The following is a 16,031-nucleotide window of genomic DNA, read 5'->3' as shown; positions in this document are numbered from 1 at the left end:
TCCTTCAAAGAGTGGTTTGATTCCGTGCGTCCGGCTGGATCAGCCGAACGTAAATGCATACGCCTGCACACCAGCATCGAGAAACTCGATCGAAAACGTGTGATCCGCGACGTCGCCCGGTTGCCGGACGTGCTGGTAAAGACGCTCTGCCGTGACGGTGCCGCTGCCGTTGGCGGCGACGTCCATTCCGTGTGCCGCGCCTCGCGCCGCGCTGTCCACGCTGCCGCGCAAACGCACCGGCCTGCCGTCCTTGCCCGGACCCGGCACGAGGTGGAGGTCGCGCGCCGACATGAAACGATGCGCCCGCTGATAGCCAATATAGGTCTCGGGCGAGTGCATGTCGGCGTTATCGGCCGCGGCTTGCACGCGTTGCGCGCCCTTCGGCGTCTCGCCGCTCATGCCGGGCGAGACCTTCGACGCCCCGACGTGACCCGCTTCCGCCAATAGCTGCTGGATCACCTGTTCAGACTCCGCATAGTCGCCCTCACCGAAATGGTGATAGCGTATCTGGCCTTTCGCGTCGACGAAATAGTGGGCCGGCCAGTACTGATTGTTCAGCGCGCGCCAGATTACAAAATTGTTGTCGATGGCGACGGGATAATCGACGCCGAGATCGTGTGTGGCCTTCTTCACATTGTCGATATTACGTTCGAACGCAAATTCTGGTGCGTGCACGCCGATCACGACGAGGCCCTGATCCCGGTATTTCTGCGCCCAGGCTTTCACATACGGCAGCGAGTGCAGGCAGTTGATGCACGAGTATGTCCAGAAGTCGACCAGCACCACCTTGCCGCGCAAGCCCTCCACGGTCAGCGGCGGCGAATTCAGCCATTGGACCGCGCCGTTGAGGGTCGGCAGCACGCCTTCCACAGGCAATGGTGCGGGCGTGCTCGCCGCCGCGCGCATCATCGCGCCCGAGTTCGGGTTCGTGGCCGTGCCGGCATCAACGGCACTGGCGGGGTTGTCGACTTTGATAGCCTGGTTGCCCTTCATGATCCCACCGCTTGCCGGTGCGTCAGGCTGCGCGACGTCGGTGTCAGTCCTATGGGCCGAAACCGTAGCCGCATGCGTCGCACTGGGGGACAGCCTGTCTACGAGCTTCTGCTCGATACCGCCCGTGGCGACGGTCGAGACTCGCGCCAGCACGCCGGTATCGAGCCCGAACGCGATGCCCACCACGCCCGCCAGCATCGCTGCGCCGATCCCACGGCGAATCCATTCGCCCGCACCGAGCGAGCGTTTCATTGCCATGAACACCTTGCCGCCGACCAGCAGCGCCACCGCGAGCGACGTCGCTGCGCCGGCCGCATAGGCCGCGAGCAGCAATGTCGTACCGATGCTCGCGCCCCGTAGTGCGGCGCCGGTCAGCACCAGTCCGAGAATCGGACCCGCACAGGGCGCCCACAGCAGTCCGGTGGCGATACCCAGCAGCAAAGACGAACCGAAGCCTGCCGGACGCACGTCGCGCTGCGCAAGATTCGACAGGCGATTGCCGGCGCTCACGAGCGGGCGCATCAGGTGGTCGGCGAAACGCGGCAACAGCAGCGTCAACCCGAACACGGCAAGCAGCGCGACGGCCAGCCATCGGCCATACTGGTTCGCTTGCGTCACCCAGCCGCCTCCGAGCGCCGCCAGCGTCGCGACCCCGGCAAAGGTGAGCGCCATGCCCGCGAGCAACGGCAAACTACTGCGTACGAACGGCTGATCGGCCCGCGCGAAAACGAACGGCAGCACGGGCAATATGCAGGGACTCAGAATCGTGAGTGCGCCGCCAAGATAGGCGAGAACGATGAGTAGCATGGCGCCTCCGGGCATGAACGCCGGTCCAGGGTTGAGGAAAGTGCCCCCATACTAGGCAACGAGCGGTGTCGAAGTCCTCACGGAAAGTTAAATTAAATGTGATAACTCGTCGCCCGGAAATTTTGCACAATGACGTGATGGCCAGTTCTGGCGACTGCGACTGCGGAGGCGACTGCGGCGGCGTTGCAACGGCCGTTGCACGGCGATCAGGCTGTGGTGACGCTCGAGGAACACCGCTGCATGCAAAACCATTCTGAAAGGCCCCATGGACAGACCAAAGCGCATCCTGATCGTTGAAGACGACGTCGACATCGCCAACCTGCTGAGCCTACACCTGCGCGACGAGCGCTACGACGTCGTGCACAGCGCCGACGGCGACGAAGGACTGCGCCTGCTCGAACAGGGCGGCTGGGACGCGCTGATTCTCGACCTGATGCTGCCCGGCGTGGACGGGCTCGAAATCTGCCGGCGTGCCCGCGCAATGACCCGCTACACGCCGATCATCATTACCAGTGCGCGTTCCAGCGAGGTGCATCGCATACTCGGCCTCGAACTCGGCGCGGACGATTACCTTGCCAAACCATTCTCGGTGCTCGAACTGGTGGCGCGTGTGAAAGCGCTGCTGCGGCGCGTCGAAGCCCTGGCGAAAGCGTCGCGAATCGACGCGGGCACGCTGCGCTTCGCGGGCTTGACAATCGACCCGCTGACGCGTGAAGCCAGCGTCGACGGCAAAGCGATCGAACTCACGCCGCGCGAGTTCGATCTGCTCTACTACTTCGTGCAACATCCCGGCAAAGTGTTCTCACGCATGGATCTGCTGAACGCCGTGTGGGGCTATCAGCATGAAGGCTATGAACATACGGTCAACACGCACATCAACCGGCTGCGCGCCAAGATCGAAGCCGATCCCGCGCAGCCCGAGCGCATTCTCACCGTATGGGGACGCGGCTACCGGCTGGCGGCGCCGGGTGACACACGCGCACCCGCCGGCCCTGCCCAGGACGCATCGTGAACCTGACGCTCACCCAGCGGCTCTCGCTCGTTTTCTCCGCGTTACTGCTCGCGTGCTGCGGGGCGTCGGCGTGGCTGCAGATCCGTTCGAGCGATCTGCACGAAATGGAAGTCGTGCAAAGCCTTTCACGCAGTCTCGCCGATCACATCGCGCATCGCACGACATTGATGGACGCGAACGGCCTGCGACCCGACGCGGTGCGCCAGTTGTTCGGGCAGTTGATGATGGTCAATCCGAGCGTCGAGGTTTATCTGCTGGACAATCAAGGGCGAATCCAGGGGGACGACGCACCTGCGGGCCACCTGAAGCGCGACCGGATCGATCTCGCACCGTTGCGTCGGTTCATTGCGGGCGAGCCGTTGCCCATTCTCGGCGACGACCCGCGCAGTGTCGGCGGAAAGAAGGTTTTCAGCGCGGCGCCTTTGCAGCTGGGTGGACAGGCACCATCGGGCTATATCTACGTGGTGCTCCTTGGCGAAGAGCATGATGCGCTCGCCGCTCGCGTGGCCGCAAGCTCGGTCTTGCGCACCACGCTGTGGTCGATGGCGCTTGTTGCGCTGCTCGGGCTGCTTGCGGGCCTCACGGCATTTGGCCTCATCACGCGGCCGCTGCGCCGGCTGACCGACGCAATGCGACGCTTCGACGCCGACGGCGAGCCGGACGCCCAGCCTGCCGTGCCGCGCTCGGCCGCTGCCGGATCACGCGACGAAATCGCCGTACTGGAGACGACTTTTGCACAGATGGCGAACCGCATTGGCGACCAGTGGCGCGCGCTGACTCGCCAGGACCAGCAACGCCGCGAACTGATCGCCAACATCTCGCACGATTTACGCACGCCGCTCACGTCGTTGCACGGTTACCTCGAAACGCTGTCGCTGAAGGCCAGCACGCTGAACGAATCCGAGCGCCAGCGCTATCTGGCCATCGCGCTGGCGCAAAGCGTAAAAGTCGGCCGGCTCGCGCAGGCGCTTTTTGAACTGGCAAGACTCGAACATGGCAACGTGCAGCCCGCTCCCGAACAGTTTTCGCTGGTCGATCTCGTGCAGGACGTGTTCCAGAAATTCGAGTTGCCGGCGGAAGCGCGCCACATCCAGTTGCGCGCGAACATCGCACCGAAGCTGCCGAACGTGTACGCCGATCTCGGCATGATTGAACGCGTGCTCACCAATCTGCTCGACAACGCGCTTCGTCATACGCCGGCGCATGGCGTGATCGCGGTCGAACTAGCGCACAAGGAAGGCAGAGTGTCGGTCACCGTGAGCGACACCGGTTCCGGCATTCCCGCCGACCGGCGCGAGGGTCTGTTCGAGCGCCCCTTCAGTTCGACCGGTGCACACCGTGGCGGCGGACTCGGCCTGCTGATCGTACGACGCATGCTGCAATTGCATCGCAGCGAAATACGCCTGCTCGATCACGCCGGTCCCGGCACGACTTTCCGCTTCGATCTGCCTACCGCCGAAAAGCCGACGGTGACAAGCGTCCACTTGTAAGCATTCGCCACGCGCGAGCGGACTCAGCCGAGCTCAGCGCGACCATGCGCTCGGCAAACGCATTGACATTTGAATGATCGGACAGCCTCTGCTCGGCCTTCGTCGCAACATCAATTAGCGCTTACGTGCTGGGCAGCCGCAGTTTATTCGCGGTTGCGCTCGAACACCCATCCGAATGCGTCGATCTCGGACTTGTGCTGCGAGGCGAGTCTCGCGAGGCAGCGCTCGCCTTTTGCCGTGAGGTGCACTTCCACCTGCCGCCGATCCGCGCGGCTTGCTCGACGCACCACGAGTCCGCTGGCCTCGCAGCGAGACACGAGCGCGACAGTGCCATGCGGCGCCGCCTGCAGGCGTTCCGCGATTTCGCCGATGGTTGCCCAGTCGCGCCCTGCGAACCCGCGCACGTGCAGCATCATCTGATATTGCAGCGGCGTGACGCCTTCAGCATGCGTGACCTCTTCGGAAAAACGAAGAAACTGGCGCAGTTGATAACGAAACAGCGACATCGCCTCGAGATCTTTTTTTTCGGGCATCTTCGCCGACGCAGCACGGCCGCGGCTGCTCATCCTTTGCGGCTTCCGTCAGGGACATATAAAGCGTGCGCATGGCCGCGCGGATGTCGATCAGCCATGTTTCGCCTTCGGCTCGTCGTAACGTACGGACAACGCCTCATAGAGCGGCGGTGCAAACAGGCGCGACACCTGGCTTGCAATCAACGCCGTGGCCATCAGCGAAATGACGAGCGCGTGGCCGTTGATCATCTCGATCACGATCACGAACGAAGTGATCGGGCTTTGTGTAACGGCGGCGAGATAGCCGACCATACCCAGCGCAATGAGCATCGGCAATTGCATGTGATCAAAAAGCAGATGCAGCACATTGCCGATGCCCGCGCCGATTGCCAGCGACGGTGCGAACAGGCCGCCCGGTGCGCCCGGCAAATACGAGCCGATCATCGACGCCATTTTCAGCACCGGATAGAAGATGCTCAGTTGCGCATGACCTTCGAGCAGATTGCGCGCCTCGAGGTAGCCGCTTCCAAACGTATGCCCGCTCGATGCAACGCCGATCACGGCGATGACGAGGCCGCACAGCGCGCCGAACACGACCGGGCGTTGCGCGCGCAATGCGAGCACTGGTTGCGGCATCCAGCGTCTCGTATTGAGCAGCAGCCAGCAGAACACGCCGCCAGCCACGCCGCTCACCACGCCGATCAGCACGACAGCGAGCGCGAGAGAATCGGGAAAACGGCCGCCGATGTTGATCGTGCCGAAATAGGTGTAGTTACCCTGAAGACTCAGCGCGACGATACCGGCAAAAATGATTGCCGTGATCAGCACGCCGCTGGTTCGCTGCTCGAAGCTTCGCGTCAATTCTTCGATGGCGAACACGACGCCCGCCAACGGCGCGTTGAATGCCGCCGACAAACCCGCCGCCGCGCCCGCCAGCGCGAGCCGCCCCTCCAGACTCGCGCCGCGCAACAGGCGGAAACGCCTTGGATAGAACGTACGCAGGTTGTACATGAGCGCCGCGCCGACATGAATCGTGGGCCCTTCGCGGCCAATCGTAAAACCGCCGAGGATCGCGATAAACGACAGCAGGATTTTGCCGACCAGAATGCGCAACGTCAGCAATCTGGCGGAGATCGAGCTTGCCCCATGAAGCGACGCGATGACCTGCGGAATGCCGCTGCCCTCGGCGCCGGGAAAAAATTTCAGCGTTGCCCACACACAGACCGCGCTGACTGCCGGCGTGAGCACCAACGGCAGCCACCAATGAAGCGATCTATAACCGACAAACTGCGCGTAGCCGAAGTCGATGAGCCGCGCGTACGCGACCGCGACAAGCCCGACTGCAATTGCGCCGAGCCAGAACACGCCGTAGTGAAGCCACAGGCGGCGCGCGCGCATCAGCGTGCGCCGGCTCGTGGTGCGGCGAATGGTGTCAATGATCGTAGCCATTCGCGGAATATATCACTGTATGACCTAATTCACCCTCTGTTGAAACTGAGAGCCGCACGAGCGGATCGTCGGGCGTCCACCGGTCGGCAGCAAAAGTGGTTACCTGAAATTAATCGAAATCGGTCATTTATCTAAACCAATTCGATCACTAATCTTTCGTCGTCGCATCCTCGCATGCATTCCATCGACACCCGGAGCCATCATGGAACACCGTCTGAACTTCTACCAGGCCAGCCCCGCCGCCATTAAGGCGCTGCGCGGCGTTGAAGAGCGGATCAGCAAATGCACGCTCGAAAGCTCGCTCGCCGAATTGGTGCGCCTGCGAGCGTCGCAGATCAACGGCTGCGCGTTCTGCGTGGACATGCATACCACCGACGCCCGCAAAGGCGGTGAGACCGAGCGCCGTCTGGCCACCGTCGTGGTGTGGCGTGAAACGCCGTTCTTCACTGACCGCGAACGCGCTGCGCTCGAATGGACCGAAGCGCTCACCCTCGTGTCGCAGGATCACGTCCCCGACACCGTATGGGACGCCGTCCGTCCGCATTTCAGCGACGAAGAACTGGTCGATCTGACATTGCTGGTCAGTGCGATCAACGCGTGGAACCGCTTTGCCATTGCTTTTCGCAAGCTGCCGGACTGATGGCGCATACCGCGCGACCGGTATCCAGCTAACCCTCGTGAAGGAACGAACACATGAAGATCCTGCGTGTCGACGCCAGCGCAAAACGCGAACGTTCGAACTCTCGCGCGTTGAGCCGCTATTTTCTGGAGCGCCTGCGCGAGCAGCGCGACGATATCGAAGTCGACTATCTCGACCTGACGCTCGACACGCCTGAGCACGTCGACGAAGCATTCGCGATCGCCACTTATACGGCGGCGCACGAGCGTACAGCGCAGATGAACGCGCGCCTCGCGGCGTCGGATGCTTTGTGCGCACGACTGCTCGCCGCCGATGCGCTCGTCTTTGCAATGCCGATGTATAACTGGTCGATGCCGTCCGTATTCAAGGCTTTCATCGACAACATCATTCGCACCAACCTGACTTACAGGTTTGCGGAAGACGGCAGCGTGGTCGGGCAGCTTTCGCGTCAGAAGGTGCTGTTCATCACGAGCCGCGGCGCGGATTTACGGCCTGGCTCGCCGTACGAAAGGATGGATGCGCTCACGCCCGCGTTGAAGGCCGCGTTCGGCTTTCTCGGTGTGGCCGCGCCGACTTTCGTCGACGCACAGCCGTTGCAGTTCGCCGATCAGGAAGCACGGACCGAGGCGCTCGAACGGGCGCGTGTCGAGCTGGACGCGGTGGCGAAGCAGTGGGGGCAGCGTGTTTCCGGGCGCTCGTCTGCGTCAGCGTCTGCTTCTGTCGCGTGTACCGTCATCGGATAGAGAGACGCCGCGCTGTGCGCAAAGTCATGCGATGACCCGCTCGTTCGACAAGGCGGGATATGACTGCAGGATCGAGCAATCTGTCAGCCGACACGGCACGCCACCTGCCGCGTCAGAATGGCCCGTAGCCACACTGACTCAAAATCTGGGATGGCATTCGAAGTTGACCGACGAATCATGCTCGGTCAGCATCTGCACGCCGCGCACGGTTTCATCACTGACGCTAACCTGCATTCCGCGTTGCTCGCAGTAGTCGCGCGCCTCGCTCAGCGCGTGCTCGTGCGCGCGAGCCCATGCCATGCGGCCGCCGGTGGCACTGGCCGCCACCTGATACGTGCCGGGCTTGCTGGTCGCGACCACGTTGGTGGACGACGCACAGCCCGCAAGCGTCACACCGGTCACACCGGTCGCGCAGAAAACGACCATCGCGATCGACGCTTTCACGCGACGCGACCACGACCTTCGTGTTTCGCCTGCCACGCGCGACAGGTCACGCCTGCGTGCGGAATATGAGCTGCCGTTGAACATCTTTCACCTGTCTATTCTGTGTCACTGACCGTTGCGCAATTATCCGCAATCTTGCCCGCGCGGTCATGCCCTACAACCTGAACACACTGTTGCCGCCGCATGAATAATGCTCGTGGCGAAACGGCCCCAAGTGACGGCTCAGCTCTGACGCAGGACACGACGACTCGAACAGCGGCTGGCGCCTGCTGATGCCGCTGGAAGGCTTTATGTGTCACTCGGCTTTCTATCTGCTTCCACGCGTGCGGACCAACGCTGCAATGGCCGACGCTCCGGCACGCGGCACAGGCGTTGCTATCACCATCCGAAGACGATTGAACGCCTTCACTTCGCCGCCACGCTGGACGGACACGTCGTGCATGATGCACGTCGCACGTGACAGCCGTTCGGAAACGCACCGCGCGAATCTATCCTGAGGAGTACCGAGACATGCCTGATGAGCGTCCCATCCCGCCACGGCCGACGCTTCCACCCGACGCCCGCGGCATGATCGGCAATATGAAGACAACCGCGCTGGTATCGCTGCGCGGGTCGATCGATTTCATGTGCTTTCCACGTATCGATTCGCCGACGGTCTTCGCGGGACTGCTGGAGCCGTCGAACGGTGGCGCATTTTCGATCGAACCTGCCGACGAACGGGCCAACGTGAAGCAGATGTATCTGCCGGACACCAACGTGCTGCTCACACGCTTCATGACGGCGGACGGCGTGTGCGAGCTGCTGGACTTCATGCCGGTGGCTCAGGACGGCGACTCCGCGGGCGTCGGCGAATGGTTGCCGAACTGCGTGATCCGGATAGTGCGAATGGTCCACGGCAGCATGGCTTTCAATCTGCGGTGCACGCCGCGCTTCGATTACGCACGCGCGCGGCACGAAACGAAAGGGGTGGACGAAGGTGTCGAATTCGCCACGTCCGACCTGACGCTCTACCTGCACAGCAAGCTGCCGCTACACATCGTGGACGGTGCGGCGCATGCGGAATTCGAACTGCGTGACGGTCAAACCACGGGATTTGCATTCGGCGACGCAGCGGCTCTGCGCGACAAACCGTTTGATTGCGAAACGGCGCTTGCCGATACGATCAGCTACTGGAAGAACTGGTCGCAGCAATCCACCTATCGCGGCCGTTATCGCGAAGTCGTTCTGCGCTCGGCGCTCACCTTGAAGCTGCTTAGCTCAAGCGAGCACGGCGCCATTGTTGCGGCCCCAACCTTTGGACTCGCCGAGGCGCTCGACGGCTCGCGCCGCTGGGACTATCGCTTTACGTGGATTCGCGATGCCGCATTCTCCGTGTACGCGCTGCTTCGGCTCGGTTACACCGGCGAGGCTCAACACTTCATGAAATGGATCGCCGAGCGAAGCGGTCATTGCGATTCGGACGGCTCGTTGAAAGTGATGTACACCGTGGACGGCAAAGCGCCGCCCGAAGAAGCCGAAGTCGATGCACTGTCCGACGGCAGCGCGGGCGTGCCGCTGATCGGCAATGGCGCGCGCGACCAGACCCAGCTCGACGTGTACGGCGCCCTGCTCGATGCGGTTTATCTGTACAACAAGTACGGCGAGGCGATTTCGTATGACGGCTGGCGCAACGTGACCCGCACGGTCGATTACGTGGTCGAGCACTGGCGCGAGGCGGACCACGGCATCTGGGAGTTTCGCAACGGGCAACGGCCGCTGCTGCATTCGCGGCTGATGTGCTGGGTGACGGTAGACCGCGCGCTGCGTCTCGCGGAAAAGCGCTCGCTTCCCGCGCCGCTCAAGCGCTGGTTCGAAACGCGCGACGCCATCCACGCGGACATTCACGAGAATTTCTGGAACGCCGAACTGAATTCGTTCGTGCAGACGTCGCAATCGAACACGCTCGACGCGTCCGCCCTCATGATGCCGCTCGTGCGCTTCATCGGACCCACCGACCCCCGCTGGCTCGGCACGCTGGACGCGATTGGCGGCGAACTGCGCGTCGATCCGCTGGTGTTCCGCTACACGCGCGGTGCGACGCTCGACGGCCTGTCCGGTGTCGAAGGCGGCTTCAGCGCCTGTTCGTTCTGGTACGCGGAGGCGTTGGCGCGCGCCGGACGTGTCGAGGAAGGCCGCCTCGTGTTCGAAAAGATGCTGGCTTACGCCAACCACGTCGGGCTCTTTTCCGAGGAAGTGGCGACGAGCGGCGAGGCGCTTGGCAACTTTCCGCAGGCGCTTACGCATCTCGCGCTCATCAGCGCGGCTTACCAGCTGGATCGCAATCTGGACAAGGTCCATATTCCGTGGACGTGATCGCTCCTCTCCAGTCTTCGTAAATTACTTCCGGAATGGCCGAGTTGCGACTAGTCTGTAACGACGCCAGTCGAGCTAACCGGACGAGTTGGACGAACTGGATATAAACCGGAGGAGACATCGATGGAAATCGAAGAGCGCACCATGAAACGCGTGATCAGGCGGCTCATACCGTTCCTGATGCTCTGCTATTTCGTAGCCTATCTGGACCGCGTCAACGTGGGTTTTGCTGCGCTGCAAATGAACAAGGCGCTCGGCTTGTCGGCAAGTGCTTTCGGGTTCGGCGCAGGGATTTTCTTCATTGCATATTTCTTCTTCGAAGTGCCGTCGAATCTGTTGCTGGCCAGGTTTGGCGCGCGCCGCTGGATTGCGCGGATCATGTTCACATGGGGCATCCTGGCCGGCGCCATGGCTTTCATCCCCCATATCGCGCGATTCACCGGCATGTCTTCCGCGCACGTCTTTTACGGGTTGCGAATTTTGCTGGGCGTCGCGGAAGCGGGCTTTTTTCCGGGCATCATCTTTCTGCTGACCTTATGGTTTCCTGCCGCCTATCGAGGCCGCGTGGTCGGCTATTTCATGGCGGCCATTCCGTTGTCCACGGTGATTGGCGCTCCGATTTCCGGCGCGCTGCTGTCGATGGATGGCATCGCCGGCCTGGCCGGCTGGCAGTGGGTCTACCTGATCGAAGCGGCGCCCGCGCTGCTGCTGTCGATTGCCGTGCTGCTCTATCTGACCGACAGACCGGCCGACGCCCACTGGCTCGCCACGGACGAGCGCAACTGGCTCGTCGCCCGTCAGGACCAGGAGCGCAAACATCGCGAATCCGTGCGCGAGTTCAAGGTGAGGGAGGCGCTCTTCACTCCACGCGTGCTCGCCGTCGCACTGATCTATTTCGGTGCGAACGCAACCAACTACGGTTTGAGCTTTTTCCTGCCGCAAATCGTCAAGGCGTTCGGGCTCTCCAATCTGCAGACCGGCTTCGTGACATCGTTGCCGTATATCGTCGGTGTCATCAGCATGATTTACTGGGGGCAGCATTCCGATCGCAAGCTCGAAAGGAAGGCTCACGTTGCGATCGCGCTTTTCGTTGCGGCGGGCGGCATTGCGGCGGCGGCTGGACTCGACAACCCGGTAATGAAGATGATTGCCCTGTCGATCGCGGGGTTCGGTATTTTCGGGTGCCTGCCCGTGATCTGGACGTTGCCGGCCGCGTTCCTGTCGGGCGCGGCGGCCGCGGGCGGCATCGCCGCGGTCAATTCACTCGGCAATCTGGCGGGTTTCTTCGGACCTTACGCGATGGGCTGGATCAAGGACAGCACGGGCGGTTTCGGCGCGGGTCTTTTGTGCCTTTCCGGCGCGGGCCTCGTTGGCATGGGAGCGGTACTGCTGCTACGCCACGACCGGTCGCTGGAGACGGCCGCCGGTCAACTTCCCGACGAGGGTGCAGCGGCCACCACGGCCGCGCGAACCTGATCGTACGGCATCGCTAGTCGCTCAGCGGTGCCTGCTGCCGTGCCAGCGGTACCTGCGGTACCTGCGGTGCCAGCGGTGCCAGCGGTGCCAGCGGTGCCAGCGGTGCCAGCGGCGCGGATTCTAGCACGCGTTGCCTCGCCGCGGCGTAGCTGCAGCCGCAGCCGCAGCCGAGCGTAAAAGCGAACACAGACTCAGGTGCCGAACAACGACCGGGTCGTCACGGCGAACTGCTTGCACCCGGCGAACCATTCGCCGAACTGCCCGCATCCGGCGGGGTGCCGTCGTCTGGCGTCGGTGTCGGCGCCAGAGCGGGCTCGGCGTTGCCGTGCGCTTCGCCGTCCACTGCACCGTTCAGAATCGACTCCGGCGACGGCAGCAACGGCGGCACCGCGCGCGCCTGACCCGCCACGCCTGAGCCACCCGCTACAGGCGCAGACACCGCAGCGGGCGCCGAGCCAGGCAACGGACCAGGCAACGAGCCGCGCTGCGGCGCAGTCGGCGCCGCCTGCGTGACCCCGGCTCCCCGCCGCGTCGCATGCCCCGAAGTCCGCGCCTCCGGCTTCGCCGGTGTCGACGCAAAAACATGCTGAAACCACGCTCGCAATCTGTCGCTTCGCTGCGCGAACCAGCCCGGCTCCTGCCGCGTCTCGAACCTGACGCGGCTATCCACCAGCCGCGAGCGCTGCGCACGCTGGAAGAAGTCGCCGACGATCGGCAACGCGCTGTGCGCGCCCTGCCCCCAGTAATCGCTGCGCAAAGTCACGCGGCTGTCGTTGAAACCGACCCACGCGCCCGCCACGAGTTGCGGATGAATCAGGATGAACCAGCCGTCCGCGTTGCCCTGCGTCGTTCCCGTCTTGCCCGCGACGTCGCCGCGCACGCCGAAGCGGCTGCGAATACCCGAACCGGTGCCGCGATTCACCACGTCGCGCATCACATCGATCAACGTCCGGTCAATGTCGACAGGCAGCGCCTGGTTCGCCGTGGCGGGCGCAAAATCGGCCAGCACCTCGCCGCTGCGGTTCTCGATCCGCGTGACCATCACCGGCTCCACGTAACCGCCAAGATTCGCGATGGTGCCGTAGGCCGACACCATTTCCTTCAGCGTGACGGGGCTCGTGCCGAGCGCGAGCGACGGCACCGGATCCAGCTCGCTGTCGCGCACGCCCATCGCGCGGGCGAGCCGCGCGACCTTGTCCGGCCCGACCGACTCCATCAACTGCGCGGTAATCCGGTTGCGCGAATAAGCGAGGCCGTCGCGCAGACTGATCGCGCGCGTGCTCGGTTCATCCTCGTCAGCCGGACGCCAGATCTCGCCGCCCGCGAGCGGGATTTCCACGGGCTTGTCGACCAGCGTGTCCGTGGGCTTCGCGCCGTTTTCGAAAGCCGCCGCGTAGACGAACGGCTTGAAGGTCGATCCCGGCTGACGACGCGCCTGCTGCACGTGATCGAACGGGTCCTGACTGAAATCGCGGCTGCCGACCCACGCGCGAATCTGGCCGTTGCGCGGGTCCATTGCAAGAAAATCGGCCTGCACGCGTGTCTTGCTGTCGCAGACGGATTTCACGAGTTCGCGGTTAGCGAGGACACGCTTGATCGCATCGTCGTCGGTGAGGCCTGCGTCTTTGGCGGCGCGGTAGTCGGGTGTCTCGCGCAGGAAGGTTTGCAGCAGGTCTTTACCGTTCGAGCACCCCGCCCGCGTGCCCCAGGCCGAATTCGCGATTGCCTGCAACTGGTTGCCCTGCAGCACCACCGCCTGGGTGGCCATGCTTTGCAGACGTGAATCGATCGTCGTACGCACCACGAGTCCGTCGGCGTACATGTTGTAGTCGTTGCGGTCGGCCCACGACGCGAGCCATTTGCGCAACTGCTGCGCGAAGTGCGGAGCGGGTCCGGGCGGCTCGGTCTGCCGCTCGAAGTCGATGCGCAGCGGCCGGCGCTTGAGCGTGTCGTAGTTCGCGGGCGTCAGTTTGCCGAACTTCACCATCTGCGCGAGCACCGTGTTACGCCGTTCGAGCGCGCGCCCGGGATTGAGCACCGGGTTGTAGTAGCTATTGCCCTTGAGCATACCGGCGAGCGTCGCGCTTTCCAGCACATTTAGATCGGACGCCGATTTGTCGAAATACGTGCGCGCGGCCATTTCGATGCCGTACGCGTTGTACAGAAACGGCACGGTGTTCAGGTAGGTTTCGAGAATTTCGTCCTTGGTGTAGAGCGCCTCGATCTTGAACGCGGTGATCGCTTCCTTGAGCTTGCGCGTAAGCGTCGGCGCGCGGCCGATCTCGTCGGGATACAGATTGCGCGCGAGTTGCTGCGTGATGGTCGAGCCGCCCTGGCGCTCGCCCGAAAACGTGTGCAGCGCGGCCGACGCCGTGCGGCGCCAGTCGAGCCCGAAATGCTGGTAAAAGCGGTGGTCTTCGGTGGCGATCAGCGCATTGACCACGTTCGGCGAGATGTCCTTGAGTTTGACCCACTCGCGGTTGGAAGGCTTGAATTCCGCCAGCAGTTTGCCATCCGCGGACAGGATCTGCGCCGGCTGCTCGATTTTCGCCTTGCGGATGTCGCCGATGCCCGGCGTGAACGGGATCAGCACGAGCACGTACAGCACGAAGACGAGCGGCAACGACGCGCAGGCCTTGAGTACGCCGCGCCAGGTCGGATGCCGAAGATCGGATAGCGCCTGCGCAACAAGCGGGTTCGCGAGGGTCAATGCCCGATCGAGGGCCGCAACACATGAGGAAATCAGGCGCTTCACTGGCTTACCGTCTGCTTGGAAAGGCGCAATCCTATCAAGATGCGAAGCGCGGGCCGGATTTTTCGGGCGACGCGATCGCCTGAAGCGGCGCGCTCTGGCAATCAGCCCAAGCCCACTATAATGTCGCCAATTCTGACAAGAGGTGCTTCATGATCATCAAACCGCGCGTGCGTGGCTTCATCTGCGTTTCGACCCATCCGACGGGCTGCGAAGCGAATGTCAAGGAACAGATCGACTATGTCGAGGCCCGCGGCCCCATCGCCAACGGCCCGAAGAAGGTGCTCGTGATCGGCGCATCCACCGGCTATGGCCTCGCCGCGCGCATCAGCGCCGCGTTCGGCTCGAACGCGGCCACCCTCGGCGTCTTTTTCGAGCGGGCAGGCAGTGAGACGAAGGCCGGCACGGCAGGCTGGTACAACACCGCCGCCTTCGAAAAATTCGCGACGCAAAAAGGCTTGTACGCGACCAGCATCAATGGCGACGCGTTCTCCGACGAAGTCAAGCAACGCACGATCAAAATCATCAGGCGCGATCTCGGCCAGGTCGATCTGGTCGTGTATAGCCTCGCCGCGCCCAAGCGCACGCATCCGAAAACCGGTGAGACGTTCAGTTCCACGCTCAAGCCAATCGGCAAGGCGGTGACGCTGCGCGGCATCGACACCGACAAGGAAATCATCAAGGAAACGGTGCTCGAACCGGCCACGCAAACCGAAATCGAGCACACGGTCGCGGTGATGGGCGGCGAAGACTGGCAGATGTGGATCGACGCGCTGCTGGAAGCGGGCGTCCTCGCGGACGGCGCGAAGACCACCGCGTTCACCTACCTCGGCGAGAAGATCACGCACGACATCTACTGGAACGGCTCGATCGGCGCGGCCAAGAAGGATCTCGACCAGAAAGTGCTCGGCATCCGCGAAAAACTGGCGGCCAAGGGCGGCGACGCGCGCGTGGCCGTGCTCAAGGCGGTGGTCACGCAGGCGAGCTCGGCCATTCCGATGATGCCGCTGTATCTGTCGCTGCTCTTCAAGGTCATGAAGGAAAAAGGCACGCACGAAGGCTGTATCGAGCAGGTCTACGGGCTGTACAAGGAGAGCCTGTACGGCAGCACGCCTCATATCGACGAGGAAGGCCGCCTGCGCGCCGATTACAAGGAACTCGATCCCAAAGTGCAGGAGAAGGTTCAGGCGCTGTGGACTCAGGTGACCAACGACAACCTTTACGAGCTCACGGACTTCGCCGGCTACAAGACCGATTTCCTGCGCCTGTTCGGCTTCGAGATCGCGGGTGTGGATTACGACGCTGACGTCAATCCGGACGTTCAGATTCCGAAGCTCGTGCAGATGTGATCGGGTCAGCGC

General features: G+C 63.1%; 12 protein-coding genes. 7 read left to right on the top strand and 5 right to left on the bottom strand.

Translation table 11 applies throughout. The annotated features are described in order from the left end of the window. Window positions 1-39: 39 nt before the first annotated feature. Window positions 40-1,800, bottom strand: coding sequence for a cytochrome c biogenesis protein DipZ (locus AAGS40_RS07105; RefSeq protein ID WP_345814130.1), 1,761 nt, complete (start codon window positions 1,798-1,800; stop codon window positions 40-42). Between the two features lie 265 nt (window positions 1,801-2,065). On the opposite strand from AAGS40_RS07105, the gene AAGS40_RS07100 reads away from it, so the two are divergent. Continuing rightward, the gene (locus AAGS40_RS07100; protein ID WP_345814129.1) at window positions 2,066-2,812 is read left to right on the top strand and encodes a response regulator transcription factor; all 747 of its coding nucleotides are present in this window, start codon (window positions 2,066-2,068) and stop codon (window positions 2,810-2,812) included. Continuing rightward, the gene (locus AAGS40_RS07095; protein WP_345814128.1) at window positions 2,809-4,302 is read left to right on the top strand and encodes a HAMP domain-containing sensor histidine kinase; all 1,494 of its coding nucleotides are present in this window, start codon (window positions 2,809-2,811) and stop codon (window positions 4,300-4,302) included. Before AAGS40_RS07100 ends, AAGS40_RS07095 begins: the two co-directional genes overlap by 4 nt. 143 nt (window positions 4,303-4,445) lie before the next feature. Here AAGS40_RS07095 and AAGS40_RS07090 read toward each other — a convergent pair whose 3' ends face one another. After that, window positions 4,446-4,868 (bottom strand): MarR family winged helix-turn-helix transcriptional regulator, encoded by a 423-nt coding sequence (locus tag AAGS40_RS07090; RefSeq protein ID WP_345814127.1) that lies wholly within the window; start codon window positions 4,866-4,868, stop codon window positions 4,446-4,448. A gap of 57 nt (window positions 4,869-4,925) precedes the next feature. Further along, the gene (locus AAGS40_RS07085) at window positions 4,926-6,263 is read right to left on the bottom strand and encodes a chloride channel protein (protein WP_345814126.1); all 1,338 of its coding nucleotides are present in this window, start codon (window positions 6,261-6,263) and stop codon (window positions 4,926-4,928) included. A gap of 202 nt (window positions 6,264-6,465) precedes the next feature. Between AAGS40_RS07085 and AAGS40_RS07080 the strand changes: the two genes are divergently transcribed. Further along, the gene (locus AAGS40_RS07080; protein WP_345814125.1) at window positions 6,466-6,903 is read left to right on the top strand and encodes a carboxymuconolactone decarboxylase family protein; all 438 of its coding nucleotides are present in this window, start codon (window positions 6,466-6,468) and stop codon (window positions 6,901-6,903) included. 53 nt (window positions 6,904-6,956) lie between these two features. Beyond that, window positions 6,957-7,646 carry an NAD(P)H-dependent oxidoreductase gene (locus AAGS40_RS07075; RefSeq protein ID WP_345814124.1) on the top strand — a complete coding sequence of 230 codons (690 nt, stop codon included), beginning with the start codon at window positions 6,957-6,959 and terminating at the stop codon, window positions 7,644-7,646. Between the two features lie 138 nt (window positions 7,647-7,784). Here the strand turns inward: AAGS40_RS07075 and AAGS40_RS07070 are convergent, their stop codons facing one another. After that, window positions 7,785-8,072, bottom strand: a complete 288-nt coding sequence (locus tag AAGS40_RS07070; protein WP_345814303.1) for a hypothetical protein — start codon at window positions 8,070-8,072, stop codon at window positions 7,785-7,787. A gap of 528 nt (window positions 8,073-8,600) precedes the next feature. On the opposite strand from AAGS40_RS07070, the gene AAGS40_RS07065 reads away from it, so the two are divergent. Further along, the gene (locus tag AAGS40_RS07065) at window positions 8,601-10,442 is read left to right on the top strand and encodes a glycoside hydrolase family 15 protein (protein WP_345814123.1); all 1,842 of its coding nucleotides are present in this window, start codon (window positions 8,601-8,603) and stop codon (window positions 10,440-10,442) included. Between the two features lie 123 nt (window positions 10,443-10,565). Further along, window positions 10,566-11,918 (top strand): MFS transporter, encoded by a 1,353-nt coding sequence (locus AAGS40_RS07060; protein WP_345814122.1) that lies wholly within the window; start codon window positions 10,566-10,568, stop codon window positions 11,916-11,918. A gap of 217 nt (window positions 11,919-12,135) precedes the next feature. On the opposite strand, the gene AAGS40_RS07055 is transcribed toward AAGS40_RS07060, so the two are convergent. Then, window positions 12,136-14,673: a transglycosylase domain-containing protein gene (locus tag AAGS40_RS07055; protein WP_345814121.1), complete on the bottom strand. Its 2,538-nt coding sequence runs from the start codon at window positions 14,671-14,673 to the stop codon at window positions 12,136-12,138. Between the two features lie 149 nt (window positions 14,674-14,822). Here AAGS40_RS07055 and fabV point away from each other — a divergent pair, with 149 nt between their 5' ends. After that, on the top strand, window positions 14,823-16,019 hold the full coding sequence (gene fabV / locus AAGS40_RS07050; RefSeq protein WP_345814120.1) for an enoyl-ACP reductase FabV: 1,197 nt from the start codon (window positions 14,823-14,825) through the stop codon (window positions 16,017-16,019). Window positions 16,020-16,031 lie beyond the last annotated feature (12 nt).

Origin of the sequence: Paraburkholderia sp. PREW-6R (assembly GCF_039621805.1) — a bacterium.
Classification (GTDB): Bacteria; Pseudomonadota; Gammaproteobacteria; order Burkholderiales; family Burkholderiaceae; genus Paraburkholderia.
Note: the sequence above shows the minus strand (reverse complement) of the source record. Positions and strands in the feature narration are given on the sequence as shown.